This window comes from Peribacillus sp. B65, assembly GCF_058513295.1.
Map to the genome: position 1 here is coordinate 2664415 of NZ_CP195840.1, position 24736 is coordinate 2689150.

31 protein-coding genes are annotated in these 24736 nt (G+C 42.9%); 16 read left to right on the forward strand and 15 right to left on the reverse strand.

Going from position 1 to position 24736, the window contains the following annotated elements; all coding sequences use genetic code 11:
* Positions 1 to 10: 10 nt before the first annotated feature.
* Entirely contained in the window at positions 11 to 346 is a 336-nt protein-coding gene (locus tag ACSR9O_RS13045; RefSeq protein WP_491724486.1) for a YuzC family spore coat inner layer protein, read from the reverse strand.
* A gap of 314 nt (positions 347 to 660) precedes the next feature.
* On the opposite strand from ACSR9O_RS13045, the gene ACSR9O_RS13050 reads away from it, so the two are divergent.
* The 6 genes from ACSR9O_RS13050 (at position 661) to ACSR9O_RS13075 (ending at position 5553) form a co-directional block, all read left to right on the forward strand.
* The gene (locus tag ACSR9O_RS13050; protein ID WP_101223625.1) at positions 661 to 1410 is read left to right on the forward strand and encodes a GTP cyclohydrolase II; all 750 of its coding nucleotides are present in this window, start codon (positions 661 to 663) and stop codon (positions 1408 to 1410) included.
* Positions 1411 to 1423: 13 nt separating this feature from the next.
* The gene (ribD, locus tag ACSR9O_RS13055; protein WP_230176207.1) at positions 1424 to 2518 is read left to right on the forward strand and encodes a bifunctional diaminohydroxyphosphoribosylaminopyrimidine deaminase/5-amino-6-(5-phosphoribosylamino)uracil reductase RibD; all 1095 of its coding nucleotides are present in this window, start codon (positions 1424 to 1426) and stop codon (positions 2516 to 2518) included.
* Positions 2519 to 2542: 24 nt separating this feature from the next.
* The gene (locus tag ACSR9O_RS13060) at positions 2543 to 3640 is read left to right on the forward strand and encodes an FAD-dependent monooxygenase (RefSeq protein WP_230176208.1); all 1098 of its coding nucleotides are present in this window, start codon (positions 2543 to 2545) and stop codon (positions 3638 to 3640) included.
* Positions 3641 to 3655: 15 nt separating this feature from the next.
* On the forward strand, positions 3656 to 4219 hold the full coding sequence (locus tag ACSR9O_RS13065; protein WP_101223622.1) for a 5' nucleotidase, NT5C type: 564 nt from the start codon (positions 3656 to 3658) through the stop codon (positions 4217 to 4219).
* A gap of 116 nt (positions 4220 to 4335) precedes the next feature.
* Entirely contained in the window at positions 4336 to 4734 is a 399-nt protein-coding gene (locus ACSR9O_RS13070) for a hotdog fold thioesterase (RefSeq protein ID WP_101223621.1), read from the forward strand.
* Positions 4735 to 4833: 99 nt separating this feature from the next.
* Entirely contained in the window at positions 4834 to 5553 is a 720-nt protein-coding gene (locus ACSR9O_RS13075) for an MOSC domain-containing protein (protein WP_101223620.1), read from the forward strand.
* Positions 5554 to 5606: 53 nt separating this feature from the next.
* Here ACSR9O_RS13075 and mnhG read toward each other — a convergent pair whose 3' ends face one another.
* The 7 genes from mnhG to ACSR9O_RS13110 are packed head-to-tail and all read right to left on the reverse strand — an operon-like array spanning position 5607 to position 11335.
* Positions 5607 to 5945 carry a monovalent cation/H(+) antiporter subunit G gene (gene mnhG, locus ACSR9O_RS13080; protein WP_101223619.1) on the reverse strand — a complete coding sequence of 113 codons (339 nt, stop codon included), beginning with the start codon at positions 5943 to 5945 and terminating at the stop codon, positions 5607 to 5609.
* Positions 5929 to 6201 (reverse strand): Na(+)/H(+) antiporter subunit F1, encoded by a 273-nt coding sequence (locus tag ACSR9O_RS13085; protein ID WP_370023645.1) that lies wholly within the window; start codon positions 6199 to 6201, stop codon positions 5929 to 5931. Before ACSR9O_RS13085 ends, mnhG begins: the two co-directional genes overlap by 17 nt.
* An 11-nt stretch (positions 6202 to 6212) precedes the next feature.
* Positions 6213 to 6689, reverse strand: coding sequence for a Na+/H+ antiporter subunit E (locus ACSR9O_RS13090; protein WP_402943789.1), 477 nt, complete (start codon positions 6687 to 6689; stop codon positions 6213 to 6215).
* A 6-nt stretch (positions 6690 to 6695) separates the two neighbouring features.
* On the reverse strand, positions 6696 to 8177 hold the full coding sequence (locus tag ACSR9O_RS13095) for a Na+/H+ antiporter subunit D (RefSeq protein ID WP_402943792.1): 1482 nt from the start codon (positions 8175 to 8177) through the stop codon (positions 6696 to 6698).
* Positions 8170 to 8511, reverse strand: coding sequence for a Na(+)/H(+) antiporter subunit C (locus ACSR9O_RS13100; protein ID WP_076368129.1), 342 nt, complete (start codon positions 8509 to 8511; stop codon positions 8170 to 8172). Before ACSR9O_RS13100 ends, ACSR9O_RS13095 begins: the two co-directional genes overlap by 8 nt.
* Positions 8511 to 8933 (reverse strand): Na(+)/H(+) antiporter subunit B, encoded by a 423-nt coding sequence (locus ACSR9O_RS13105; protein ID WP_098371445.1) that lies wholly within the window; start codon positions 8931 to 8933, stop codon positions 8511 to 8513. Before ACSR9O_RS13105 ends, ACSR9O_RS13100 begins: the two co-directional genes overlap by 1 nt.
* Positions 8930 to 11335 (reverse strand): Na+/H+ antiporter subunit A, encoded by a 2406-nt coding sequence (locus tag ACSR9O_RS13110; protein ID WP_491724487.1) that lies wholly within the window; start codon positions 11333 to 11335, stop codon positions 8930 to 8932. Before ACSR9O_RS13110 ends, ACSR9O_RS13105 begins: the two co-directional genes overlap by 4 nt.
* 332 nt (positions 11336 to 11667) lie before the next feature.
* Between ACSR9O_RS13110 and ACSR9O_RS13115 the strand changes: the two genes are divergently transcribed.
* Positions 11668 to 12225 (forward strand): YufK family protein, encoded by a 558-nt coding sequence (locus ACSR9O_RS13115; RefSeq protein WP_260358703.1) that lies wholly within the window; start codon positions 11668 to 11670, stop codon positions 12223 to 12225.
* Positions 12226 to 12263: 38 nt separating this feature from the next.
* Here ACSR9O_RS13115 and ACSR9O_RS13120 read toward each other — a convergent pair whose 3' ends face one another.
* Positions 12264 to 12938, reverse strand: coding sequence for a penicillin-binding transpeptidase domain-containing protein (locus ACSR9O_RS13120; RefSeq protein WP_491724488.1), 675 nt, complete (start codon positions 12936 to 12938; stop codon positions 12264 to 12266).
* Positions 12905 to 14119: a transglycosylase domain-containing protein gene (locus ACSR9O_RS13125; RefSeq protein WP_491724489.1), complete on the reverse strand. Its 1215-nt coding sequence runs from the start codon at positions 14117 to 14119 to the stop codon at positions 12905 to 12907. Before ACSR9O_RS13125 ends, ACSR9O_RS13120 begins: the two co-directional genes overlap by 34 nt.
* 260 nt (positions 14120 to 14379) lie before the next feature.
* Between ACSR9O_RS13125 and kapD the strand changes: the two genes are divergently transcribed.
* Positions 14380 to 15003 (forward strand): 3'-5' exonuclease KapD, encoded by a 624-nt coding sequence (kapD, locus tag ACSR9O_RS13130; RefSeq protein ID WP_101223614.1) that lies wholly within the window; start codon positions 14380 to 14382, stop codon positions 15001 to 15003.
* A gap of 40 nt (positions 15004 to 15043) precedes the next feature.
* On the opposite strand, the gene kapB is transcribed toward kapD, so the two are convergent.
* Positions 15044 to 15430, reverse strand: a complete 387-nt coding sequence (gene kapB, locus ACSR9O_RS13135; protein ID WP_101223613.1) for a kinase-associated lipoprotein KapB — start codon at positions 15428 to 15430, stop codon at positions 15044 to 15046.
* Between the two features lie 178 nt (positions 15431 to 15608).
* Between kapB and ACSR9O_RS13140 the strand changes: the two genes are divergently transcribed.
* The 4 genes from ACSR9O_RS13140 (at position 15609) to ACSR9O_RS13155 (ending at position 17862) form a co-directional block, all read left to right on the forward strand.
* On the forward strand, positions 15609 to 16199 hold the full coding sequence (locus ACSR9O_RS13140; RefSeq protein ID WP_098371439.1) for a peptidylprolyl isomerase: 591 nt from the start codon (positions 15609 to 15611) through the stop codon (positions 16197 to 16199).
* A 135-nt stretch (positions 16200 to 16334) separates the two neighbouring features.
* On the forward strand, positions 16335 to 16559 hold the full coding sequence (locus ACSR9O_RS13145; protein WP_101223612.1) for a hypothetical protein: 225 nt from the start codon (positions 16335 to 16337) through the stop codon (positions 16557 to 16559).
* Positions 16560 to 16730: 171 nt separating this feature from the next.
* Positions 16731 to 17207, forward strand: a complete 477-nt coding sequence (locus ACSR9O_RS13150; RefSeq protein WP_101223611.1) for a GNAT family N-acetyltransferase — start codon at positions 16731 to 16733, stop codon at positions 17205 to 17207.
* 40 nt (positions 17208 to 17247) lie between these two features.
* Entirely contained in the window at positions 17248 to 17862 is a 615-nt protein-coding gene (locus tag ACSR9O_RS13155) for a PH domain-containing protein (protein ID WP_491724490.1), read from the forward strand.
* Positions 17863 to 17902: 40 nt separating this feature from the next.
* Here the strand turns inward: ACSR9O_RS13155 and ACSR9O_RS13160 are convergent, their stop codons facing one another.
* On the reverse strand, positions 17903 to 18760 hold the full coding sequence (locus ACSR9O_RS13160) for a manganese catalase family protein (protein WP_230176213.1): 858 nt from the start codon (positions 18758 to 18760) through the stop codon (positions 17903 to 17905).
* Positions 18761 to 18902: 142 nt separating this feature from the next.
* Here ACSR9O_RS13160 and ACSR9O_RS13165 point away from each other — a divergent pair, with 142 nt between their 5' ends.
* Positions 18903 to 19658: a TraR/DksA C4-type zinc finger protein gene (locus ACSR9O_RS13165; RefSeq protein ID WP_101223609.1), complete on the forward strand. Its 756-nt coding sequence runs from the start codon at positions 18903 to 18905 to the stop codon at positions 19656 to 19658.
* Positions 19659 to 19698: 40 nt separating this feature from the next.
* On the opposite strand, the gene ACSR9O_RS13170 is transcribed toward ACSR9O_RS13165, so the two are convergent.
* A complete protein-coding gene (locus tag ACSR9O_RS13170; RefSeq protein ID WP_491724491.1) occupies positions 19699 to 20874 on the reverse strand; it encodes a MalY/PatB family protein in 1176 nt (391 codons plus the stop codon).
* 101 nt (positions 20875 to 20975) lie between these two features.
* Here ACSR9O_RS13170 and ACSR9O_RS13175 point away from each other — a divergent pair, with 101 nt between their 5' ends.
* Positions 20976 to 21236, forward strand: coding sequence for a DUF1871 family protein (locus tag ACSR9O_RS13175; RefSeq protein WP_491724492.1), 261 nt, complete (start codon positions 20976 to 20978; stop codon positions 21234 to 21236).
* Between the two features lie 92 nt (positions 21237 to 21328).
* Here ACSR9O_RS13175 and ACSR9O_RS13180 read toward each other — a convergent pair whose 3' ends face one another.
* Positions 21329 to 22171 carry an alpha/beta fold hydrolase gene (locus ACSR9O_RS13180; RefSeq protein ID WP_491724493.1) on the reverse strand — a complete coding sequence of 281 codons (843 nt, stop codon included), beginning with the start codon at positions 22169 to 22171 and terminating at the stop codon, positions 21329 to 21331.
* 306 nt (positions 22172 to 22477) lie between these two features.
* On the opposite strand from ACSR9O_RS13180, the gene ACSR9O_RS13185 reads away from it, so the two are divergent.
* Positions 22478 to 22978 carry an Lrp/AsnC family transcriptional regulator gene (locus tag ACSR9O_RS13185; RefSeq protein ID WP_101223605.1) on the forward strand — a complete coding sequence of 167 codons (501 nt, stop codon included), beginning with the start codon at positions 22478 to 22480 and terminating at the stop codon, positions 22976 to 22978.
* The gene (locus tag ACSR9O_RS13190) at positions 22975 to 24144 is read left to right on the forward strand and encodes an aminotransferase (protein WP_137016340.1); all 1170 of its coding nucleotides are present in this window, start codon (positions 22975 to 22977) and stop codon (positions 24142 to 24144) included. The genes ACSR9O_RS13185 and ACSR9O_RS13190 overlap by 4 nt, the downstream gene beginning before the upstream one ends.
* 158 nt (positions 24145 to 24302) lie before the next feature.
* Here the strand turns inward: ACSR9O_RS13190 and ACSR9O_RS13195 are convergent, their stop codons facing one another.
* On the reverse strand, positions 24303 to 24656 hold the full coding sequence (locus tag ACSR9O_RS13195) for a helix-turn-helix domain-containing protein (protein ID WP_101223603.1): 354 nt from the start codon (positions 24654 to 24656) through the stop codon (positions 24303 to 24305).
* Positions 24657 to 24736 lie beyond the last annotated feature (80 nt).

Here is a 24736-nt window from a genome sequence, read left to right on the forward strand (position 1 = left end):
GTGTTGGAAGTTATACATCCCTCCATTTCAAGCTGACGATGATATGGCAATTTTCTTCCCCTGCTTTAGGATAGAAATCAAAACGGATCCCATCGGGGTTATACGTGATATCAGGTTCGTTCTTAATTCCTATCTTTCGGATCATATCGATCACGACATTTTTTTGTGATGCTTGGGCAGCAGTCATCAACCGGTTCGAGAAGGGTTTGGATGTGGCTAAAGTATCCATGACTTTTTTTACATCAACCATTAGGGATTGCGAGGTCTTTGCCGATTTAACTAGCAGATCCGGATTGGTTGCCGAGTAGGGACGCAGTAATCCTTCCCGTTCCCGATTCATATTCATTGCTCTGGCGTGAGGCGGAAACAGGATAGGGTCGTATAAAAAATAAGGGAAATCCTCCAAAAGGTTTTCTTCCTTTCCTTAAGTCTGTCTATAGACACGTTTTCGTTATACGTTAAAATATGTATAAAGGCCAGCCGATATGATAGCGGTTTGGGATTGACCTTTCTTCTGCAAATTAACTTCTTGAAAATTATGATCAAAGACACACTATTATTTGTAAACTGCTTCATTGACAGGTATAGTGTATAGTAATATACTTACTTACCTAAAGTAAGGAGAAGGCACACTATAAATTAAAAATAGGTGATGTTAACATGAAAATAACCGAGGAAACAAAAAACCTTTTAATAGATAAAATGAATATCATAAAAACACCGGGAAAAGCTGATATATGCCTTGTAGGGCCTGTGAACCTGCCTGTTGAGCAAGGAGATTTCTCAACGGTTTTCCAATGGTATACGTGGCTACAGCTTGATGGCGCGGATAATGGCAAGGAAGCGGTGCTTGATTCGCTCTCGGAAGCCAACCTCGCTTTCGGACAGCAATCCTCCGTATTGGTATATGGTGACTTTAAAAAGTCGGAGGATGCACTTGTCCGGATGCATAGCATCTGTCACACAGGTGATATCTTCGGCAGTAAACGCTGTGATTGCGGCTACCAGCTCCACCAATCTATGAAGATGATAGCCGAGCATGGGTGCGGGGCCATTTTTTACCTTGCGGACCATGAAGGAAGAGGGATCGGCCTGTTTTCAAAATCTCTTGCCTATTTGCTTCAGCAGGAAGGTTATGACACGGTCGAGGCGAATGAGGCTTTAGGATTCGAAGATGATACGCGATCTTACGAGGGAGCCATCCGCGTGTTGAGGGAACTCCGCAAGGATCCTGTGACTTTAATCACGAACAACCCCAAAAAGCTGGATGCCCTCATGAAGCATGGACTTGCGGCAAAGGACCATATTCCGCTTTGGGGCGGTTTGACGGAAGATAATAGTTTCTATCTCGATACAAAAGTTAAGAAGTCTGGACATATTCCTCAAAAGAAGCCAACTTTGATTGTATAAGGAGAGCTATAGTATGAATGATGATCAATATTACATGAAGCTGGCACTGGATTTGGCAGCCAGTGCTAAAGGAAAGACGAATCCGAATCCGGTGGTCGGTGCAGTCATAGTCAAAGACGGTGTGATAGCCGGGACAGGGATTCACCGTAAAGCGGGTGAACCGCATGCGGAAGTACATGCTTTCAAAATGGCGGGTGAGTATGCAGAAGGTGCAACGCTATATGTGACTCTTGAGCCTTGTTCCCATTATGGAAAGACACCTCCTTGTGCAAATTTGGTGAAAGAATCAGGTGTCCGGCGGGTTGTCGTGGCTACTCAAGATCCGAATCCGGAAGTAGCCGGCAGGGGGATATCGATCATAAAGGATGCGGGCATTGAAGTGGAAGTTGGCGTCCTGGAAAAGGAAGCTCAAAGGCTGAATGAGCGTTTCATTCACAATATGCTGACGAATCGTCCATTTGTCATATCGAAGTATGCGATGACGCTCGATGGAAAACTTGCAACCCACACAGGTCATTCAAAATGGATAACAGGAGAAGAATCACGTCACTCCGTTCATTTGCTGCGTGATGAGGTGGATGCCATTCTAGTTGGTATCGGGACTGTGTTGGCCGATGATCCATCACTGACGACCAGACTTCCGGAGGGTGGAGGGGAAAATCCGATCCGAGTCATATTAGACAGTGAATTACGGGTTCCCTTGGATGCCAATGTTGTACAAGCATCAGATGCGAAAACCTTGATCGTGACGCAGGAAAATGCACCTGCGGATAAAATGGACCTTCTACGTGAAAGAGGGATCGAATTCATTTTCGTCCCCAAAAACGAGACGGGACTAAATCTAAGGGCTTTGATGGAAGAGCTGTATAAAAAGGGGATTACGGATGTCTTGCTGGAAGGCGGAAGCGAAGTGAATGCCTCATTCCTTAGGGAAGGGCTCATCGATAAATTCTTGATTTATATAGCCCCTAAGCTATTGGGCGGAAGAAACTCACTAACACCGTTTACTGGAATGAATGTGGATACGATGGATGAAGCGATGGATGTTTCCTTCTCTGGCGTGGAAACGTTTGGTGAGGACATACGCATCACGGCTTATCCTAAATAAAAAATAGACAACAGGTGAAGAAGCATGTTGGTTAAATCAGATGTGTGCATAGTCGGATCAGGTCCTGGTGGAGCGCTGCTGGCTTACCTATTGGCCAAGCAGGATATTTCAGTCGTTTTGCTTGAGAGGCATTCTGAGGTTTCGAGGGAGTTCAGGGGCGAGTTCTTGAACGATGAAGGAGAGGGCATTCTTAAAAAGCACGGTTTATTCGAGAGTGTGGAAAGACTTGGCTTGCTAAGGATGGAACAAATTGAATATTGGCATGACGGCGAAATATTCAAAAGGATTTTCCCTGAATGGCCGGTCGATCATGTTGGGATACATGTCCCTCAAAATCATCTGCTTAGAGCTATATTGAATCAAGCCATAAAGCTGGACTCTTTTAAATTGATGATGAATACGAAGGTTACTGACTTGATACAGGATGAAATGGGCCGTTTTACGGGAGTCAAGGCTCGAAATGGCGGAAATGACCTGGAAGTGCAGAGTTCATTAATAATCGGAGCGGACGGCAGATTTTCCATCGTTAGAAAAAAAGCGGAGATACCAGTAGTGATTAAAAATCATGGCTATGATTTACTGTGGGCAAAAATTCCTGCTCCGGAGGGGTGGAAGCCTTCGATCAAGATGGCATTGGTCAATGGCTCCCAGGTTGCCCTCTTTACCCAGGCTGGAGGTTTCATCCAAATTGGCTGGAATATAGAACATGGTTCATATCCCCATTTGCGAAAACAGCATTTTGAACCGTTCATAGAAGATTTGCTTTTTGCCTTCCCTGAATTAAAAAAGGTTGTGTATGAAAATATCCGCTCTTGGCAGGACTTCATTTTATTGGATGTTTACAGCAGCTATTGTGAAACGTGGACAAAGGATGGCGTTGCTCTATTAGGTGATGCAGCCCATACGATGACACCTACAGGTGCGTTCGGACTCAATTGTGCCATGAAGGATGCTGATATATTGGCCGAGCTTATTTCTGGCTGCATCCTGCAGGGGGATACTGGCTTCCTTGGACTTAAAATGGCTGAGCCAAAAAGAAAAGCCGAGATTGAAAGATTACAGGCCATTCAGGTGGACAAGGAAATGTCCTTCGCATCACAGTTTGCCGCAGCTTATGTTTGAATAGGAGTGAAGGATATGAAATTCGGTTTTGATATTGACGATACCCTTATTAACTTGAGGGAGTTCGCGTTCCATCTTTATAATGAAAAGCTTAAGACGAATATAGAGTTAACGAAATTCAGAGCTTTAAAGACGTTGGAGATCCATGAAGCTTTCGGGCTTGATAAAGAGGCTGGGGGCAAAATGTGGAACAGCCTTGCCGATGAAGTGTATTATTCATCCTGTCCAGCCTTTGAGGGCGCAGTGGAAACGCTGCAGGAGCTTGAGCGTGATGGCCATGAAATCTATTACATTACCGCCAGAAAAGCGGAGCATGGTGAACGGACGAAAAAATGGCTGATTGAAAACGGCTTTCCGGTTAAGGATGACCATTTTTACTGTGGGATGAAGGATCATGAAAAAATTGATACGATCCGCAAATTGGAATTGGATTATTATTTTGATGATAAACCGGCGGTGCTGGAAACGTTATTGGATATTCCAACGAAAGTGTATGCAATGGATAACTCCTATAACAGGGAATTGGATATTCCGAGACTGACAAGCTGGTTTGAATTAAAAGAAATCCTCTCCAAATAATACATTTACATTATTGACGGATGACTTGATAGACTTGGGTCATCCTTTTTATGTATACTATTATGAATAGTGATTCACTTTTTGGTAAAAAAAACATGAGAGTCGGGGGTAATGGGATGGAGAGAAATATTGAAAAGTCATTGATAGGCACGCTTGGGATTGAAATGAAAGAAGTCGGCGAGGGGAAAGTCATTGCGACGATGCCTGTGGATGAACGGACTAGGCAGCCGTATGGTTTATTGCATGGGGGAGCGTCCGTTGCCCTTGCGGAATCCGTTGCAAGCTTTGGAGGAATGATGCTGGTAGATAGTACAAAACAAGCTGTCGTCGGCCTTGAAATCAATGCAAATCATGTTAGGGGCGTCCGTTCCGGTGTTGTTACCGCAGAAGGGAACATCATCCATCGCGGGAAGACGACGATGGTGTGGGACGTGAAAATCCGTGATGAAGAGGATCATCTTATCTGCATTTCACGCTGTACATTGGCGGTTATCGACTTACCAAAGCCAAAGTGAATCAAAAGAACGATTTCAATAAAGGGACGCAATGATTCTACAGTGTCCGGTTTAAGTATAAGATGGCAGTAGACTATTGTATGAAATGAGGTTTTTTTTATGCTGGTGGGTCATATACAAGAAATCACCCGTCATCCTGTAAAATCATTCACTGGTGAACAGGTACAGAAAACGAAGGTGATGGACTATGGACTATATGGAGATCGCAGTCATGCCTTTAAAGATAAAAATGGGAAGTTCCTGACGATAACCCAAGTCCCGGAAATGGTCCGTTATCAAGCTGTTTTTTCTGGTGAGGAAACCCTTGGTCAATATCCGGAAATCAAAGTGAAGACTCCTTCAGGAAACGTGCTGACATGGGGAGAGGGAGCCTTTCAGGAGGAAATGGACCGATTGTTGAAACAGGAGGCAGCACCCGTTGTTTATCACCCTGCACATATTCCGTTAGGAGCGATTGAAGAAGAAAACATCCTGCTTGTCAGTGATGCCTCGATTGGCGAATTGACAAAACTTTGGGGAAAAGAACTGGATGGCAGGAGATTCAGGCAAAATTTAGTGCTATCTCTAGTGAACAAAACGCCCTTTGTAGAAGAGAAATGGTTCGGAAAAAGGATTCTAATCGGAAATGAAGTGGAATTGGAGATCAAAAGGCATTGTGAACGCTGTATGATCATAACTGTCGATCCAAGCGATTCCCAGAGAGATCCATCACTTTTGAAAACTGTGGTCAAGGAAAGGAAAAATCATTTTGGCGTATATGCCTCGGTCATGCAAACAGGTGAAATCAGAGTGGGCGATGAGGTATTTTTAAAGGATTGAGGCAGAAAAGAGCTGCTCCTGTAATCAGGGCAGCTCTTTTGCAATGGTAGGAATCACCGGGTTTTCTTTAAATCATCCTGTACACTCCGATCCCACATTTTTACGCCAGTATGATAAGCCGAGCGCATGATTAAATGTCCGGCAACAGGGCTGGTCATGAAGATAAAGATGATTGCGAGCACGACCCTGAAATCGAAATGGCTATGTTTATAATAAAAATATAACAAGGTGCCGATCAGGATGAACATGATTCCAAGTGTCGAACTTTTTGAGGCAGCGTGATTTCTTGTATAGACGTCGGGCAGCCGGATGATGCCGAAAGCCGAGACTAAAAAGAGAAAGACTCCCATTAATAGGAATAGGGCCGATAGGATTTCAGCGATTGCGGTCATCTTCGATTATCTCCCCTTTCTCAAGGAATTTGGCGAAAGCGACCGTTCCAATGAAAGATAGGATACCGAGCAGAAGAATGGCTTCCAGATATGCGCTTGTATCCATGACAATGGAGGCAAGTGCAACGATTGCGATAAGATTGATTCCCATTGCATCGAGTGCTATGACCCGATCCGGTACGGAAGGCCCTTTGATTAAACGGTATAAGAATCCAATCATGGAAAGCGAAACACCTAGCAGCGCGATTTTAAGCATTAGATCGAACATTATTTGCTCACCTCCATAATCGCTTTTTCAAATGTATTTTTAATGCTGTCCACGGCCTCGGCTTTGTCGGCAATATCCATCGCGTGGATATAAAGAATCCGATTATCTTCCGATACTTCAACGACAAGTGTTCCTGGTGTCAGGGTAATTAGATTCGATAGTATCGTAATTTCCCAATCCTTGGTCAGCACGGTTTCAAATGCGAATATGCCGGGTCTCATATCCAGGTTCGGTTTAAGCACGGCCTTAAGGACGCTAATGTTGGAAAGTATGAGTTCCCTTGCGAATATGAGCAGCAATATAAAGACGGCATTCACCCTTTTCAAGTAAAAACGATCATTGAAAAAATGACGGAAGACGAACATGATGCCGAGCCCCAATATATATCCGATGATAAAAGTGCTCCCGTTAAACTCATTTTTCAAAAACATCCAGATAACCGCAAGGAACACATTCAGTAAAATTTGGAATGACATCAGGCACTACTCCTTTAAAACCGCTTTGTTATAGATTTCGGGATTCATTAATGAATCTACAGCTTGCGTTATGAATGGGTATATTGATTCTGTTCCTACTCCGAATAAAACGGAAATGATGACAAGGAGTACGGCAGGAACCAGCATTTTATTTACCGTTTTATTAGTTAAGGCATAATCAGCTTTTGGAGTTCCCCAAAAGCCATTCATGAATATTTTCATGACGGAATATAGGACCATCAAGCTCGAAAGCAAGACAACGGCCATTCCTAAGTAGGCCCCATTTTCTGCTGCTCCCTGAAGAATCAGGAGCTTGCCGGCAAAACCGCTGAACGGCGGAATTCCCGCCAATGATATGGCAGCTATGAAGAAGGTCCATGCGACGGCCGGGTATTGCTTGATCAGGCCGCCCATGTTCCGTAGATCATCCGATCCGCTGATTTTGATCATGATGCCAACCAGAAGGAAGAGTGCAGCCTTGATTAGCATGTCATGAATGATATATAGAATGGATCCCGATAAAGCCTGTTCATTCATTACGGAGATGCCGAATAGGATAACCCCGACTGCGATGATGATATTGTAAATGATGATTTTTTTTACATCCCAATAGGCTACCGCACCAATGACACCGATGATGATGGTCAAGATAGCAAGTATCGCAAGGAAAGTATGGGTGAAATCCTGGTCATGATAAAACATGAGTGTATAGGTCCTGAAGATGGAATAGATCCCGACCTTTGTCAGCAATGCCCCGAATAGGGCCATCACTGGAATGGGCGGAGCATAATAGGAACCTGGAAGCCATTGGAAGAGCGGAAAAATGGCTCCCTTCAAACCGAATACGATCAGAAACCCAATCGCTATCACCGAGATGATACCAGGCTGGTTGACTTCCGCTATCCTCTGGCTGATGTCAGCCATGTTCAATGTGCCTAGAACTGAATAAAGATACGCCACCATAATGACGAAAAAGGAAGAGGATAGTACATTGACGATGATATACTTCAATGATTCCCTCAGCTGGATTTTCGTACCTCCCAGTACCAGCAGCACGTAGGAAGCCATCAGCATGACTTCGAAAAATACGAATAGATTGAAAAGATCCCCCGTTAGGAAGGCACCGTTCACTCCAATCAGTAAAAATTGAAATACAGGATAATAATAATGTCTTTCACGTTCTTCCCCTATGGAGTAAAACGAGTAAAGCAGTATTGCAAATCCAATGACATTCGTGGTCAGTACGAGCAGCGAAGAAAGCATATCTGCGACGATCACGATCCCGAATGGCGCATCCCAGCTGCCGACACCTAAAGTCAGGATCCCTTGAGTATGGACCGTAAATACTAGATATAGGGAAATCACAATCCCGATAAGAGAGGAAGTAAGGGATATCCCTCTTTGCAGCTTGATTTTTTTGGCAAAGAAAATGAGAAGGATGCCTGTGAAAAGCGGCCATAAAACAGGCAGGAAAGTAAGATTATTCATTCGCTTCCGTACCTCTCATTTCTTCCATGTCATCCGTACCGAGTTCCTGGTAGGTCCGATAAGCAAGTACCAGCAGAAATGATGTGACTCCGAAACTGATGACGATCGCCGTCAAGATAAGCGCTTGCGGAAGCGGGTCGACATAGGATGCAGCTTCATCACTTAGCAATGGAACGGAACCGCCTTTCAAACCGCCCATCGTCAAAATCAAAAGGTGGGCGCCGTGACTTAGAAGCCCTGTACCGATTATGATTCTTAATATGCTTTTGGAAAGCATTAAATAGGTCGCACACATAAATAGTATTCCAATGACAATGGCCATTAAAAGTTCCATTATTCACTCTCCCCTATCGTTTGAATAATGGTCATCGTTACACCAACAACCACAAGATAAACACCCAGATCAAAAAGTACCGCGGTATGAAGCGAGATATGCCCAAGAAGCGGTAAATCAACATAATGATAAACATGTGTCATGAGGGGCACCCCGAACACCAGCCCGCCGGCCACGGTCAGGCTTGATATGAACAAGCCTGACCCGATCATTAATTTATAGTCAATCGGCAAGATGCCGGTGACGGTTTTAATGTCGAAAGCGAGCAACAGCAGGACTATGGCGGCTGAAGTCATTAAACCGCCGACAAACCCGCCACCTGGCGAATAATGCCCGCCTAAAAAGATGGCCACCGCAAACAGCAAGATAACAAAGGCGGCGACTTTCGTAACCGTTTGGAGAATCAGGTCATTTTGCTTCATGATTTATCTTTCCCCCCTGTCAAACGCAATTTGATCATCGCGAATATTCCGAGCGCAGCGATGGAAAGGACACTGATTTCAAACATCGTATCAAGTCCGCGGAAGTCAACGAGAATGACATTTACGACGTTTTTCCCGCCTGCTTCCTTATAAGCATTTTCAAGATAGTAACTGGAGATGGAATCAAATAGTTTATTGCTATGTGCCGATAAGGCAATCAATGTCACGATGACTCCTACACCAATGGATATCAGGGCATTATTCAACTTGAATGTCATCCGTTCTTCCTTTCTGCTTGCCATTAACGGAAGGTGGAAGAAACAGAGCAAAAACAGCGATACCGAAATCGTTTCGATGACTAGTTGAGTCAAGGCTAAATCCGGTGCCCGCAGCAAAACGAAAAATAGGGAAATCGTATAACCGACGGCTCCTAAGATGATAATGGAAGTTAAACGGGATTTTGCAAACAGAATGGCGATCGAGCCAATCACGATGATCGCAGCTAATACCAATTCATATATGCCGATCGGGGCAAAATTCCCTGTATCCAATTTAAATGCATCCTTCCGATAGAGCGAAAAGCCCAAGGAAAGAATGAAGAAAAGGAAGATTGAAAGCAGATAAGTCCGAATCGAACCTGTCATTAACACTTTCATGACGATGGAAGCTGAGCGTTCGAGCCCTCTAACCCCGTTATCATACAACGCATTCAGGGATATACGTTCAGGAATCCACTGGGTGATCTTTTGCCACTTCGGAAGCGTTTTGTATAAAAGGATTCCAAATGCTATGATGCCGATGGTCATCCATACTTCAGGTTGGAATCCATGCCAGAAGGCGATATGGACTTGGAAGTCCGGTCCCGCCAAGCTTGGCTGTATGCCGGCTACCGCAGGTTTAATGATTGATGAAGATAGCAAGTTTGGAAAAATACCGAAAACGATGACCAACGAAGCAAGGATGATCGGGGATATCAGCATCCCGATCGGCGCCTCGTGGGGCTTCTTGTCCAATAGTTGTAACTGAAGTTTGCCTGTAAAGGGTTTGAGCACGACGATCATGCTATAAATAAAAGTGAATACACTAGCTACCCATGCCACCACAGGGAACAGGACCCCCCATGTCTCCATATTGAAGATATTCAATTCCAATACATTCACCATGCTGGCCAAGAACATTTCCTTGCTTAAAAAACCATTGAAGGGCGGAAGTCCAGCCATTGAAAAAGCACCTATGACAGCGACGGTGAAAGTGATCGGCATCAACTGCATCAATCCGCCTAGCTTTCTGATATCACGTGTACCGGTTTCATGATCAATGATGCCTGCAACCATGAAAAGGCTGCCTTTGAAGGTCGCATGATTAATCAAGTGGAATACTGCTGCAACAGTAGCTGCCAAGTATATATTTTCCCCTAAAGATTCATAGTGAAGGGCCGCCGCACCAAGTCCCAAAAGCGACATGATCAATCCGAGCTGACTGATGGTGGAAAAAGCGAGAATCCCCTTTAAATCAGTCTGCTTGATAGCAGAGAATGAACCCCAGAACAGGGTGATCAATCCGGCGATCGAAACGAGCCAGAACCATAATCCTGATTCTGCAAAAACAGGGCTTAATCGGGCAACCAAATAAATTCCGGCCTTGACCATTGTGGCGGAATGAAGGTAAGCACTGACCGGTGTCGGGGCTTCCATAGCGTCAGGAAGCCAGATATGGAAAGGAAACTGTGCGGATTTAGTGAACGCGCCAAGCAGCACAAGCAAAAGTGCAGGAACGAAGAGCGAGTGGTCCATAAGTTCCCCGCTTTGGGCAATCAATTCACGTATGCTGAATGTGTTCCCCATAACGGAAAGGAGAATGATGCCACCAAGCATGCTTAGGCCTCCAAGCACAGTGATCAGCAGGGATTTCTGCGCTCCATAACGTGAACGCTCCCTTTCATTCCAATATCCTATCAATAGAAAAGATGATAAACTCGTGAATTCCCAAAACGAATAAAGGACAATTAGGTTATCGGATAGGACGACACCAAGCATTGCTCCCATGAAAAGTAAAAGGAAGACGTAAAATTGGTTCAGCTTTTCTTTCTCTTTCGATAAATAGAAAATTGAATACAGAACGACGAGTGAACCTATACCTGTAATGAGCAAGGCGAACAAAAGCCCTAGTCCATCTACATAGAAATCAACATGAATTCCGAGAGAAGGAATCCATGTTGCCCTTTCCATAATGATATCCCCTTGTTTGGTCAAGGAAATGAACCTTGAAAAATAGGTGAAAAGGAGAATCGGTAAAATCAAAACAAACCATCCTGTATGTATTTGTCGAAATAGTTTGTACAATATCGGTACAATAAGTGCTAATAGAAACGGTGATAATACCGCCCAATGAAGTAAAGACATAAACTCCCCCCTTTTTTAAAACGAAGTCAGTCGTCTTATTATGCTTTTTTCGCGCAATCCTAGACGTTAGGAAATCTTCGTTGAATATGTATTTTATTATCGAATGCTTGTCTCGCTTAAAAGTATAACGCAATTTATGTGGGTTTGCATGGCATTAAAAACGGTGAAGGCCAACTTGAATGATGTTTTATATATAGGTAGAAAAGGAGGGGAAACCGTCCTGAAAAATTTATTGAAAAAAGTTTTTCCAGGGTGAATTAGTAGAGTATTCATTGTGAAATGATGGATTATCTTGCATAATATAGGATAAAAGACGCGTGGATGGAGAAATCATGAAAAACACATATTTACTTAGCTATTTACCAATCATTTCAATTCTACTATTCAGCCTCTCCTTTTCTATTTATGGGGAAATGCAAATGCTCTCTTTATTTGGGAATTTGGGAATCTACCAAGGGATGCTGGAGTTTTTTTCTGAAACCGGCATTAAGCTGGCGCTGCTGATCGTATTGCTCTTATTATTCTTTATGGTTTTTGCCGCATTGAAGCTGATCTCCGATACGGTATTGGAGCTGTCTTTATTATTCTTTTCCATGGATTCCGAAGGTAAAGCCCTGAACAGTGTAAGAAAGGGGTCTGTCATATATGTGATTGGCGGTGCCTGTTCATTGTTCAGTGTTCAATTCATCATCGGGCTTGGGTCCATCTTTATCGCAACGAATGTCGTTGCTTTAATTTATTTTGTCAATAAGTTAAGCCCGAGCCTGAACTTGTCGAGGTTAGTGGGATTGGTTTTCTTTCCAATCTTCGTTTGGACGGCACTGATTTCAATAGTCACTTATGCAGGATTGAAGCTTTATAACAGCGTCATTGCAAGCCTTCCCATATAGCCATAAAAAAGAAGGTGCCATTGCGGCACCTTCTTTTTTCACTCGGCAGTCTGGCTGATATCTTTCCAAATCAATACATGGGGTGTATGTGAATAAATGGATTGTAGATTGGATGGCTTGTCCCTTCCAATCCAAACCCCCGTTGTATAGTTTGCTGTCAGGCCGACAAACCACAAGTCTTTCACATCATTGGTCGTACCGGTTTTACCGCCGACATATTCTGTAGGAAAGTAGGCTTTGCGGGCTGTCCCGGAAATGATCGTTTCATGGAGCAGCTGCCGCATCTTGGCTACGGTGCTTTGGCTCCAAATCTCCTTGGGGCGGTCTTTCCATTTATAAAGGACTTTACCTTCTTGATCGGTGACTTTAATAATGGCGCGGGCTGGCTGATAGTTTCCGTCATTGAAGGAAGTATAGGCATTTGTCAGTTCAAGGGGACTCATGCCATATTCGAATCCGCCTATGGCCGAACTCGTATGGTGGTCTTTGTTGCTCACCTTTTTAAAGTCGAAAGCATCGAGGTACTTGAAACTCGTTTCCACCCCCGTCTTTTCAAAAATTCTAATGGCGGGTGTATTATAGGACTGAGCGAAGGCAGTTCTTAGTGTGACCATCCCGTAGCTGTCACCGCTATAATTCTTTGGACAATAGCTATTGCTGCAATAGCTTGCACCGCTAACTAGCTGATTGATGTCAGCATCCGTTTCCTCCAAATAGGGAGATCGAGAAGCGGCTTAATGGCTGATCCTGGCTGCCTATAGCTTTGGTATGCACGGTTGAAAGAATTTATTTTATAATCTTTTCCCCCAATCAAAGAGACAAGCTCGTGCGTATGATGCTGTATAACCACTAAAGCTCCCTCGATATCATTGACACCGATTTTTGATTGTAAGGCAGTCTTTGACTGTGATTGCAGCTTGGTATCGAGTGCGGTATGGATGGTTACACCGGAATTCAAAAGCTTTTTGACCTTTTTATCCAGCTCAGCTTCCGCTTTCTTACGGATGGCGACTTCAGGGCTTTGCAGAGATTTATCAAGACCCTCGGAGGATGCCACCAGGTTTTTCAATTCCTGATGAACATATGCCACATAATCGGGATATAAGTCGACCGGGGTGGACAAGTCTAATTTAATCGTACTTTTGATAAGCTTCTCGTACTCGGCCTGCTCTAAATCACCTTCGGCCACCATTTGTTTCAGTAATCTTTCCTGGCGCTTTTTCGTCTCATCGAAATGTTTAAGAGGGTTATAGTTTTCCGGATTATTAGGGATTGCGGCCAGGAAGGCAAGTTCCGCCTTGGATAACTCTTCAGTCGCTTTACTGAAATAATATTGGGAAGCAGCTTCGATTCCATAAGCTCCATTACTGAAATATATGGCATTCAAATACAGCTCCATGATTTCCGGTTTTGATTTTTTTCGCTCTATCTGATAGGCGTAAATGAGTTCACTGAGTTTTCGGTTATACGTCCTATCATGTGAAAGATAAACATTCCTGGCCAGTTGCTGGGTAATGGTACTGCCGCCTTGTTCGATTGTTTTATTTTGCGAATTGATAAGAAGCGCCCTGCTTATGCCGGATAGGTCAACGCCTGCATGATCATAAAATTTCTGATCCTCTGTAACGATGAATAGATTTTCCAGGAATAGGGGGATGTCTTCAAGTTTAAGGTAAGTCCGTTTCTCACCAGTGGAAATTTCACTGATGACCTTTCCATTTGCGGCCTTTATGTAACTATCCTGAGCCAGTTCTATCGATTCAATGGGAATTCGCTCGTCGAGTACATGATAGGGAGATTGCGCTAAGGACCACTCCTGATAGGAAAGGAAAATGAAAAGGATCAAGACGGGAATCAAGAGGGAAATCGTGATATAACCAAGATACGTGCGCATAGTTCAACTTCCTAACTAATATATTTTTAGTATGTCCTAGGATTGAAGGAATGAAAAAATGGTACTTTTGATTCATTCATCCATCATAATCCAAATAAGGTAGACAATAAAGAGTTTTGGATAAATTAGGTATGACGGCAATAGCTATCCAGATGGTGTGTTACGAAAAACTTTCTAAATCTTCTGTTATAATAGTCTATGAGAAAAAAACCATTTTTTGTTTATATGTTGATGTCACGAATATGAAGGGGGTCATAAAAATGGAGGAACAACAGCAATATGTATTCATTGATTTTGAATTTACGATGCCGGAAGGAAAAGCCAATCCAGTAGGGTTTTATCCGGAAATCATTGAGGTGGGCTTAGTCACCGTCATTAATGAGACCATTCAGGAGCAATTCTCATCTTTTGTTAACCCAATGAAATTTCCAGTCTTAACGGGAAGATGCAAAAAGTTCTTGAACATTACCCAGGATCAGGTGGACCAGGGGATTTCATTTGAAGAGCTGGTTAATTTATTGAAGAAAATAGATGAGCAGCACCCGACGACGATTGTTACCTGGGGAAATATGGACATGAAGGTACTTCGCCAGAACTGTCAGAAAGCAGGATTGGATTTCCCTTTTTCAGGGAAACAAAGTGATCTTTGCCTGGAGTATAAACGCTTTTTCGGTGATCAAAATCAAACCGGGCTTTGGAAAGCTGTACAGGCCTATGGCAAAGAAGGGACAGGCAAGCATCACCGGGCGCTGGATGATGCGATTACGACATATAATATCTTTAAGTTAGTGGAGAAAGATAAAAGTTATATGAAAAATCATGAACCGACGACAATTGGCGATCGCATTGATTTATCAAAAGTATTGAATCATTTAGCGTTATAAAAGCCAAATCATATACTACTGATTTGGCTTTTATCATGCTTTATTTAAAATAATCCGTCTCTAGATCTTCAAGCAACTGTAAGCTTTTATCATTCCATTCTGTTTGGACTTCGCTTAAAGTGCCTTTCATTTTCTCAACAGCTTCTCTTAAGGATTCCTTATACTCAGGAATCTCCTCATTAAAGTTCCTGACCATATTCTTTGGTACATTGGTTTGCTCCCGATAAGCTAGAGCACGCCGCTGATGGAACATGGACACTTCCGTTTGCTTCGGGTTATGAAGATCTCCCTGCATGGGATGCTTCAAGACAGCCAACACTTTAACAAGATATGCAGCAGGTCTGATATCGGTGACTTCCCCGATGTATTTTCCAGTTTTATATATGGCGGTAACCTTATCGCCGATTTTAAAATCCTGTTCTGACATTTCCCTACCACCTTTCTTTTAACTTCCTTCATGATACATAAGAACGACGATTTTTCACAGCGAATTTGTTCAATTTCGTAAAGATGCTTTTTTTATGAAAATCGTGTAAAGTGTACAAATGAAGATGAAAAATGGTGTTTCATGCCATTTAATTTTAAAAAGAAAGAGGTTATGAACAATGACAAACTTTCCACAATTAACAAGTGAAGTTTTGGAAAATGAAAAAGCGGTCATCATGCAAACGACGATGGGCGATATTAAAATTAAACTATTCCCTGAACTGGCTCCGAAGACAGTGGAGAATTTCTTGACACATGCTGAAAACGGTTATTACGAAGGAATCATCTTTCACCGTGTCATCAAGGATTTCATGCTACAAGGCGGAGATCCGACAGGCACTGGAATGGGTGGAGAAAGTATCTGGGGAACTCCATTTGAGGACGAGTTCTCCATGCAATTATTCAATTTGCGCGGAGCTCTTTCCATGGCAAATGCAGGCCCGGGAACAAACGGCAGCCAATTCTTCGTCGTACAAGCCCAGCATGTAGACAGCAGGATGGGTGAGCAAATGAAGCAAGCCGGTTATCCGGAAGAAATCATCAGTGCTTATATGGAGCAAGGCGGCACACCATGGCTGGATCATAAACACTCTGTCTTTGGACAAGTGGTCGAAGGCATGGACGTTGTTGATACGATTGCTAACGTGGAGACAGTTGCGGGAGACAAGCCTGCAGTGGACGTGGTCATAAAAGGGATCACCATTTTATAAATAAAAGAGAAGCGAGGGGCTCAGTGCCTCTCTTTTTTTTCGGGGTTTAGTGGATTAAGCCCACTAGTGGATTGTTCTGGTAATTGATATAATGGGATAATGCAGTTTAATTCCCTATCAGGAAGGATGTATCGGATGGATTTTCTCAATCATGCTTTACTAGGTTTGTTTCTTTACTTTCCGGAAGACAAGACTGAATATATCTCAGCTGGTATAACTTGCTTCATTTTTTTAGTGGCAGCCGTTTTTACGATGAGGGCAATTATAAGATATTCAAAGAAGGAAGAAATGAAAACGAAGCAATTCGAAGATGAGGTCACCAAAAGGAACCAGCGTTTAAAGGATGATACCATCTCTTGAACCCGGAAGATGCCGTGCATCACTAGGGTGCCCCGTTTTTTGAATATTGATTATCTGAATATGAATGGTATTATGTTTTGTTAGAAGGGCGTAAAGAATTAAATGTTCCCTTATCAGCATAAGCATTTTATACTATAAGCATAGAGAGAAATTTTGGGGGCGTAATTGGTTATGCAAATCGTAGCTAAAAGAATGATTGCGGCAGATACGGTCAAGGATTTTTTCATTCAGCACTGGGAGACGACCCAAGTCGTTTTTTCAAGAGGCTTGTTTCATTATGCGGAACTTGAGGGCTTTGGGGTAATGGACGAGAATGAAAAAATCACGGGGTTGGGAACTTACAAATTATCCGACCATGTATGTCAGATCATCTCTTTGAACAGTGAGCATGAGAATCAAGGTGTTGGCTCATCATTGCTTTATGTGATGGAAAATATCGCTAAGGAAAAAAATTGCCATACTATTAAAGCGATTACAACGAACGATAATTTAAAGGCATTGAAGTTTTTTCAAAAGCGTGGTTATGTCATATCGGAAGTCGTAAAAAATGCCGTGGAAGAATCACGGAAAATCAAGCCGGAGATTCCATTTTACAGTTTTGATGGAATTCCGATCCGAGACGAGATAATACTGGAGAAATACTTATAAAAAGGTGTAATTCACCTGGATATTGATAGGGGGAATAGGGATGTTCAAGAAAATGGCGGCAGATGCCCTTGGTCTTAGTGATATTGGAAGTGTGATTAGTCCTGCTGATTATGACAAGGTAGATGCAGATGACTATATCATGCATGAAGATGGGGAAAAAATTTATTTCCTGATTAAATCAAAAACGGATGAGTACTGTTTCACGAATCAAGCGTTCATACATTTGGACGGCACTAGTGCGATAAGCAAAAAGCGTACACTTACAAGATATAGCTACAGCCAGTATACTATATCAAATGCCACGCTTGAAACCGCAGGGACCGTGGATTTGGATGCGGAAATTAAATTTTCGATCGGTGCAAAGACTTTCTCCATTGATGTTCATAAGAAATTCATAGAAGAATTAAAGGACTTGTTCAAATCACTCGTGAAAATATCGGAAATTTGCCATGAGAATGAGTTTGCCCTTCAATATGCCCAACAAAGCGTAAACCTTGCTTCTTCCACTTTGAACCAGGTTCGCACTGATGGAAGCCAAATGGCTGCAAGCTTCAAGGAAATTAATTTCGCAGCTTTCGAATGGTTGATGGACAGCCGGAAAAAGTACCATGTGAAAGATTTTGGCTTTGTTTTTGAAAAATATATCAATAATTAAAAAAGAAGGCGAACACAGTATGATGTGTTCGCCTTCTTTTTTAATTGTTCAAATCACTCAAGCCAGGGCTATGTTCATTTGGCATATCCGGCATTTCAGGTACCGGGAATCCTTTTGGCGGCTCTGTAACAGCAAGGTTTCCGCCATTTCGGCTCGGTGTTTCCCCTTTGAAAATATCGCCGATTTGAGTTGGATCCAATCTGAAATTGAATTGGGCATTATGGTAGCCTAAATCCACATATTTGCGGCATTCAGGATATTTGTTCAAATCATAATTAGGTACAGGGAAGATTTTCCCCCAGTCGACCCCAAGTGTTTCCAATGCCTTGGCAAATGCATTTTGGTGGGCATTGTCGCGAACCATTAAAAATGCCAGTGTTTCCCGCATTGTTTTATTGGAACTCATTTCATAAATCCTGGACTTTTGCAGGACACCAGTAGATTCAAGCATGACATTGTTCAAAAGGTTGGCCACAAGATTACCGTGATCATAAACCCATGATCCATTCCATGGATTGCCGCCAGCATCGACAGGTAGGGAGGCTTTTGCTCCGATGATGAAATGGTGAGGGTTTGCGCCGCCTTTGATGACTTCATCCAATGGGGCGCCGTCGGTAGCGACATCTCCAGGCATATCCCCGCCAGCACCATTCAGCAGCTGGTTGATGGTTGATTGGACAAGTTCAACGTGGCTGATTTCTTCCAAGAAAACACCACGGAGTAAATCACGATATTGTTTAGCCTTGCCACGGAAATTGGCGCTTTGGAAAGAATACTGCATCATCGTCCGCATTTCACCGAATTGCCCTCCAAGTGTTTCCTGAAGTACTTTTGCTGCATTCGGATCAGGCTTATCGGGAACGATCATATTGATTAAATCTTCCTTATAGAAATACAAATGGAAGCCCTCCTTGAAATTAAAATTTCTAATTTAGCTTCTGTTATCTGAATTAAATTATTCCTAAGGTAAAAAGTACCTTTATGGAATGGCGGGAAGAGAGAAATACTAGAGGGAAGAACGATTTGAAAGGATGTTGCACATGCTATCCAATCAGCAGCTTAAAGAATTTCAACAGCAATTGCAGCAAACGAAGCAAGAGTTGGAAGAGCGATTAAATGATTCAGGCAACTATGATTTAAGAAGAAGCTTGGAGGATTCGACTGGTGAGTTATCGAGTTACGATAATCATCCCGGAGATGAAGGAACCGAGTTATATGAACGGGAAAAGGATTTGGCCCTTTCCGAGCATGATCGGGATGAAATAAGGGATATTGAAAGGGCGCTTTCTGCCATCAAGACAGGTGATTATGGAAAATGCCAGGTTTGTTCAAAGGAAATACCTCTTGAACGTTTGAACGCCATCCCTACTACGACTTATTGTGTCGAGCATACCCCATCACAGGAAACTTCGGACAATCGGCCGGTCGAAGAGGAAGTTTTGGGACCGCCGTTTGGAAGGTTTGATTTTGACGACCGTCACGAATCGGTTGCGTACGACGCGGAGGATTCTTGGCAGGATGTTGCCAGTTATGGAACATCTGAATCGCCTTCCGATTTTGTAAATCCGCCAAACGATTATGAAGATATGTATGTGGAGTCCGAGGAAAATGTCGGCTATGTCGAAAATTATGAAAATTTCGTTGGTGTGGATATATACGGTAAAGAGATAACGGTTTATCCGAACTCGCAATATGAAGAATTGAAGGAAGAACTTTTTGAAGAAAATATCCAAACCTCATTTGGGGATTTGCCCCGATATGAGCATGATCCTTATGTGGATGAAGAAAAAGATTGAAAAAGAAGAACCAGGATTCTAAGCCTGGTTCTTTTTTTATTTAAGAAAAAGCCAATTTCAAACGGTTTAGCCCATCCATCAGAACGCTGCGTGAACAACCGAGATTCATTCTGACGAAACCTTCTCCGCCAGGTCCGTATTTAGAACCAGGCTCCAATGCGAGCTTCCCTTGATGGATAAGTCGATCCTTGATTTCCTTGTCGGTCAATCCAAGGTCACGGCAGTCAATCCATAAAAGGTAAGAGGCATCCGGATGCATGACATGCAGTGAAGGAATTTCGGCTGCAATGAATTCCTCTGCCACTTTTATATTCTCCTCAATGTAGCCAATCATGTCTTCAAGCCATTCCAAGCCCTCCCGATACGCAGCTTCCATTGCTGTTAAGGCAAAGATGTTAAGACCATGGAAGGCCAGTTTCGTTTGAGCCTTTTGCAAAAGCTTCTGCAATTTTTCATTACTTGTGATCAGGAATGAAGCCTGAAGGCCGGCAATATTGAATGTTTTGCTTGGCGCCATCAATGTAACGGTCATGTCCGCTAATTTTTCTGAAAGCGAGCCGATCGGATAATGCCTTGATGTTGTATGGAATAAATCAGCATGTATCTCATCACTGACGATGACTACATCATATTTTTCACATAGCTCCCCGATCCGTAAGAGTTCATCCTTTGTCCAAACGCGTCCGCCGGGGTTATGCGGACTGCAAAAAAGGAATAGTTTCACTCCGCTTTTCAGCTTGTCCTCAAAATCAGTGAAATCGATCTCAAAGCGGTCATTTTCAATGATAAGGGGACTATTGACCACTTCCCGGTCATTATTTTTGATCATATCAAAAAATGGTGTATAAACGGGAGATTGTAACAATATTTTATCGCCCGGGTTCGTGAATGCTTGGATCGTTGTACCGATTGCGGAAACTACGCCGGAGCTGAATGAAATCCAATCTTTATCGATTTGCCAGGAGTGCCGGTCTCTAAGCCAGCTTTGAATTTCAGTGAAGACCGTTTCAGAAGGGACGGTATAACCGAAAATCGGATGATTCAAGCGTTCCATCAATGCCTTTTGAATGCCCTCAGGAGATGGGAAGTCCATATCGGCAACCCACATTGGCAGAACATCCTCGCGCCCATATAAGGATGTGAGGAAGTTTTTATCCCATTTTGCAGACCCTGAATTTTCCCTGTTGATTTGTTCTTCAAATATTGACTTGTTCAAAATATCCACCACCGAATAAAATTTGTCGTCTTCGCGAAAAGCCTGTTGTTATGATACTATGATATCATGTTCTTTGAAAATATTGAGCAGGTGATGATTTTATGGATACACAGCAAATGAATTTAGCATTGGTTGCCGTTTTGCAAGAATGGGACCCTTTCAAGATAGGATGGGATCTATATGAGCCGGAAATTGCCGATACGGTCGTAGCAATCCGGAATATAGATGATCCAAACGAACTGGCGGAAAAGATAAAATCCATTTACGAGTTCTCGTTCGATGAATCCGTTCAGATGGATAAGTGCCTGGAAATTGCTCAAAAGCTGCTGATCATTAAGAATGTTGCCAGCTGTTCGATTTAAAGGTGACAAAGGGTGTACCCAGAAATCAGGGGCACCTTTTTTACGGTTTTTTTTGCTCTTTACTCGAGAGTTTTGCTGTTTTACTCGTGAGTTTACGTTGGGGTGGCCACCCCAAGAAACCCCTTAATTAGTTGATACACTTCTTCCGGTTTCTCCTCTGGAAGAAGGTGCCCGGAATCCTCAATGACAACAAGCTCGGAATTAGGAAGGTCTTCATGGAGCCTTTCGCCAATACTCAAAGGCACCACTCGGTCATGCTTTCCCCAAATAAGCAGGCATGGTGTATGAATACCACTGAGGTCCTCCTTCAACAAATCGATTTCCTTATCTCGAAGCATCCTCCCCAATGCCCGGAAAATATCATGCTTCTTAATGAATGGCCCTAGGTATCCCTGCCGCATTTCATCGTCAATCATCGCCGGGTCATGGACGACATTTTTCAAGTTCTTTTCGATACCTGACTTTTGCAGATACCGTTTTATCCCGTATGAAAAGAAAGGCAGGTAACTGACCATCTTCATTTTTTCCGAATAGCCGGGCTGATAGCCTGAACCGGCAAGTAGAATGGCATGGTCTGCAAGATCAGGATATGACTTGATGAGCTGCAGGGAAATCTGCCCGCCCATGGAATGGCCGATGATACTGAATTTCCTGATGCCTTTTCCCTCCAAGAATAGAACGACGGATTTAGCGATGTTTCGGAATGAATATGTATATCGATAATCTTTTCCGCTTTGCCCGAATGGCGGGAGGTCGATGGAGATCACATTGTATTCCTTGATTAAATAGGGGACTAATTTACGGAAACTGAAGCTCGATGACAAAAATCCGTGAAGCAGGACAAGGGTGGGGAGAGAATCATCGATTCGGTCATATTCAAAATAGATTTCGATGTCACCCACCCGTTCGACACCTTTGATTGTATGACTTTCCAAAAAAAGCTCCTCCTCCGTTATTGGTCAATGATAAAAACCCATGTTAACCTGAATATTCCAAAAAAAGGTCCTTTAATACTGTTGCATAACAGTAATTGTAATAATAACGATGAAAAAATACAATTACTATAACAGGTCACCAGCCAATTTTGATATAATAGTGTAAGTTTATCCTGACAGCATAGGACTTATTAAATTATATTGTCATATAGGTTTTTTAAAAAGTCTAATAAGGTAATTCGTGAGACTATCTGCCAGCCAAACCATCACAGCTAAATTAGTGAATTCCAAAAGGGGGGTTTTCCAATGCACTTGAATGAAGAGGAATTGGAAGTCTTGAGAATCATTGAAAATAACAGCCGGATTGATCTGAAGGATTTGGCTAAAATGACCGATCAATCAGAATCGGACATTGAAATAACATTGAAGAAATTAGAAGATATGCGGGTCATTGTACGTTACTTAACAGTCATTAACTGGGCTAAAGTGGATGAATACCATGGTGTCACAGCGATGATCGATGTAAAAGTCACTCCAAAACGCGGCGTCGGTTTCGATGATGTTGCAAAAAGGATTTACAAGTTCAAAGAAGTCGAGTCCGTTTATTTAATGTCTGGGGCTTATGATCTTTCAGTCATTGTCGAAGGACGTTCGATGAACGAAGTGGCAAGCTTTGTTTCGGAAAAACTTTCGACACTGGATTCCGTCATTTCTACGACGACTCACTTCATTATGAAAAAGTACAAGCATGATGGCACCATTTTTGATCAAACTGAAGAAGATAAGCGGATAGTGGTGTCACCATGATTAAAACGAGTTATGTTTCAAAAACGATTGCAGAGCTTAAACCATCAGGCATCCGCCGCTTTTTCGACTTGGCAGCCAATTTGGAAGGGGTCGTCTCGCTTGGTGTGGGTGAACCGGATTTCGTTACATCTTGGGCAGTAAGGGAAGCGGCGATCAACTCCTTGGAGGAAGGATATACCTCATATACGGCCAATGCCGGATTATTTGAATTAAGGTCGGAGATCAGCCGGTATATGGAGAAGCAGTTCCATGTTTCGTATAGACCGGACGATCAAATCATTGTCACGGTCGGAGCAAGCCAGGCCCTGGATATTGCCCTGAGGACCATCTTGAATCCAGGTGAAGAAGTCATTGTCGTCGAACCTTGTTTCGTCGCCTATGCACCGCTTGTGACCATGGCAGGGGGAATACCGGTCACAGTCCAAACATCCAAGGAAGAAGACTTTAAGTTGACTCCCCAACAACTCGAAGCGGCTATCACACCTAAAACGAAGGCCGTTTTAATCTGTTCACCGAATAACCCGACGGGAACCCAGCTTGGGCAGGAAGAATTAGTGATGCTTGCTGACATCGTTAAAAAGCATGACTTGCTGGTGATTTCCGATGAAATCTATGCCGAACTTGCTTATGATGAGGAATTCACTTCTTTTGCTGCCATTGACGGCATGCTTGAGCGGACAATCGTCATCAATGGGTTTTCGAAAGGGTTTGCGATGACTGGATGGCGTCTTGGGTTCGTTTGTGCACCTAAGGAAATTTCGGAAGCGATGCTTAAGCTTCACCAATATGCGATGATGTGTGCGCCGACCGTTGCGCAGCATGCTGCATTGGAAGCATTAAAGAACGGTATGCAGGATGTGGAAGAAATGCGTCGCAGTTATCGGAGAAGACGAAATTATATCGTGAAATCATTTAACGATATGGGGTTGGATTGCCATAATCCTGGCGGGGCTTTTTATGCTTTTCCATCAATCGAGAAGACGGGGATGACTTCGATGGAATTTGCTGAAAAACTTCTGACGGAAGAACTTGTTGCCGTTGTACCGGGAGATGTGTTCGGGGAAAGCGGTGAAGGCCATATCCGCTGTTCTTATGCATCCTCGATGGAACAGCTTCAAGAGGCGCTTCGAAGAATGGAACGTTTCATGAAGAATCATTGTCAATAAAAGCAAAAAAATAGGGATCCGGCCTTTAGCAGCCGGATCCCTTTCCATAGGGGGAATTAGAAAAAAGAGTTAATCTAATGGATTAACATAGAAAGTGTTAATCATAGTATATCCAGTACCGTGAAAAAAAATACACATACCACGACCCATTTTTTGAATTAAGCTTGTGTATTATATAAAGTATGCATAACTTTCAGAATTTGTTCTTCGCTAAAGTCCTTAGCTGTTCTTAGAATGAGCTCCGCTTTTTTGGTTCCGATTTCGTCAATCAGTTTTTTTATGTCCTCGTCGATACCAGCTGGGTTACCGGTTTGGGCATCTTTCAGGAATTCTGAAGCCGGAATGTCAAGAACGGTGGAAAGCCGTAAAATGGTTTGTGTATCAGGAACCGATTCACCTGATTCATACTTTTCGATTTTCTTCGTGCCGATGCGCAATTTCAAAGCCAGTTCCTGTTGAGTGAGGTTGTGATCTTCTCGGTATTGCCGGATATTCTTCGCGATATTTGACATGGTCAGACACTCCTTTTTCAGGAAATATATTTTTATTATGTAATTATTTTACCATATTATTACTTAGGGGAAGTAACGGA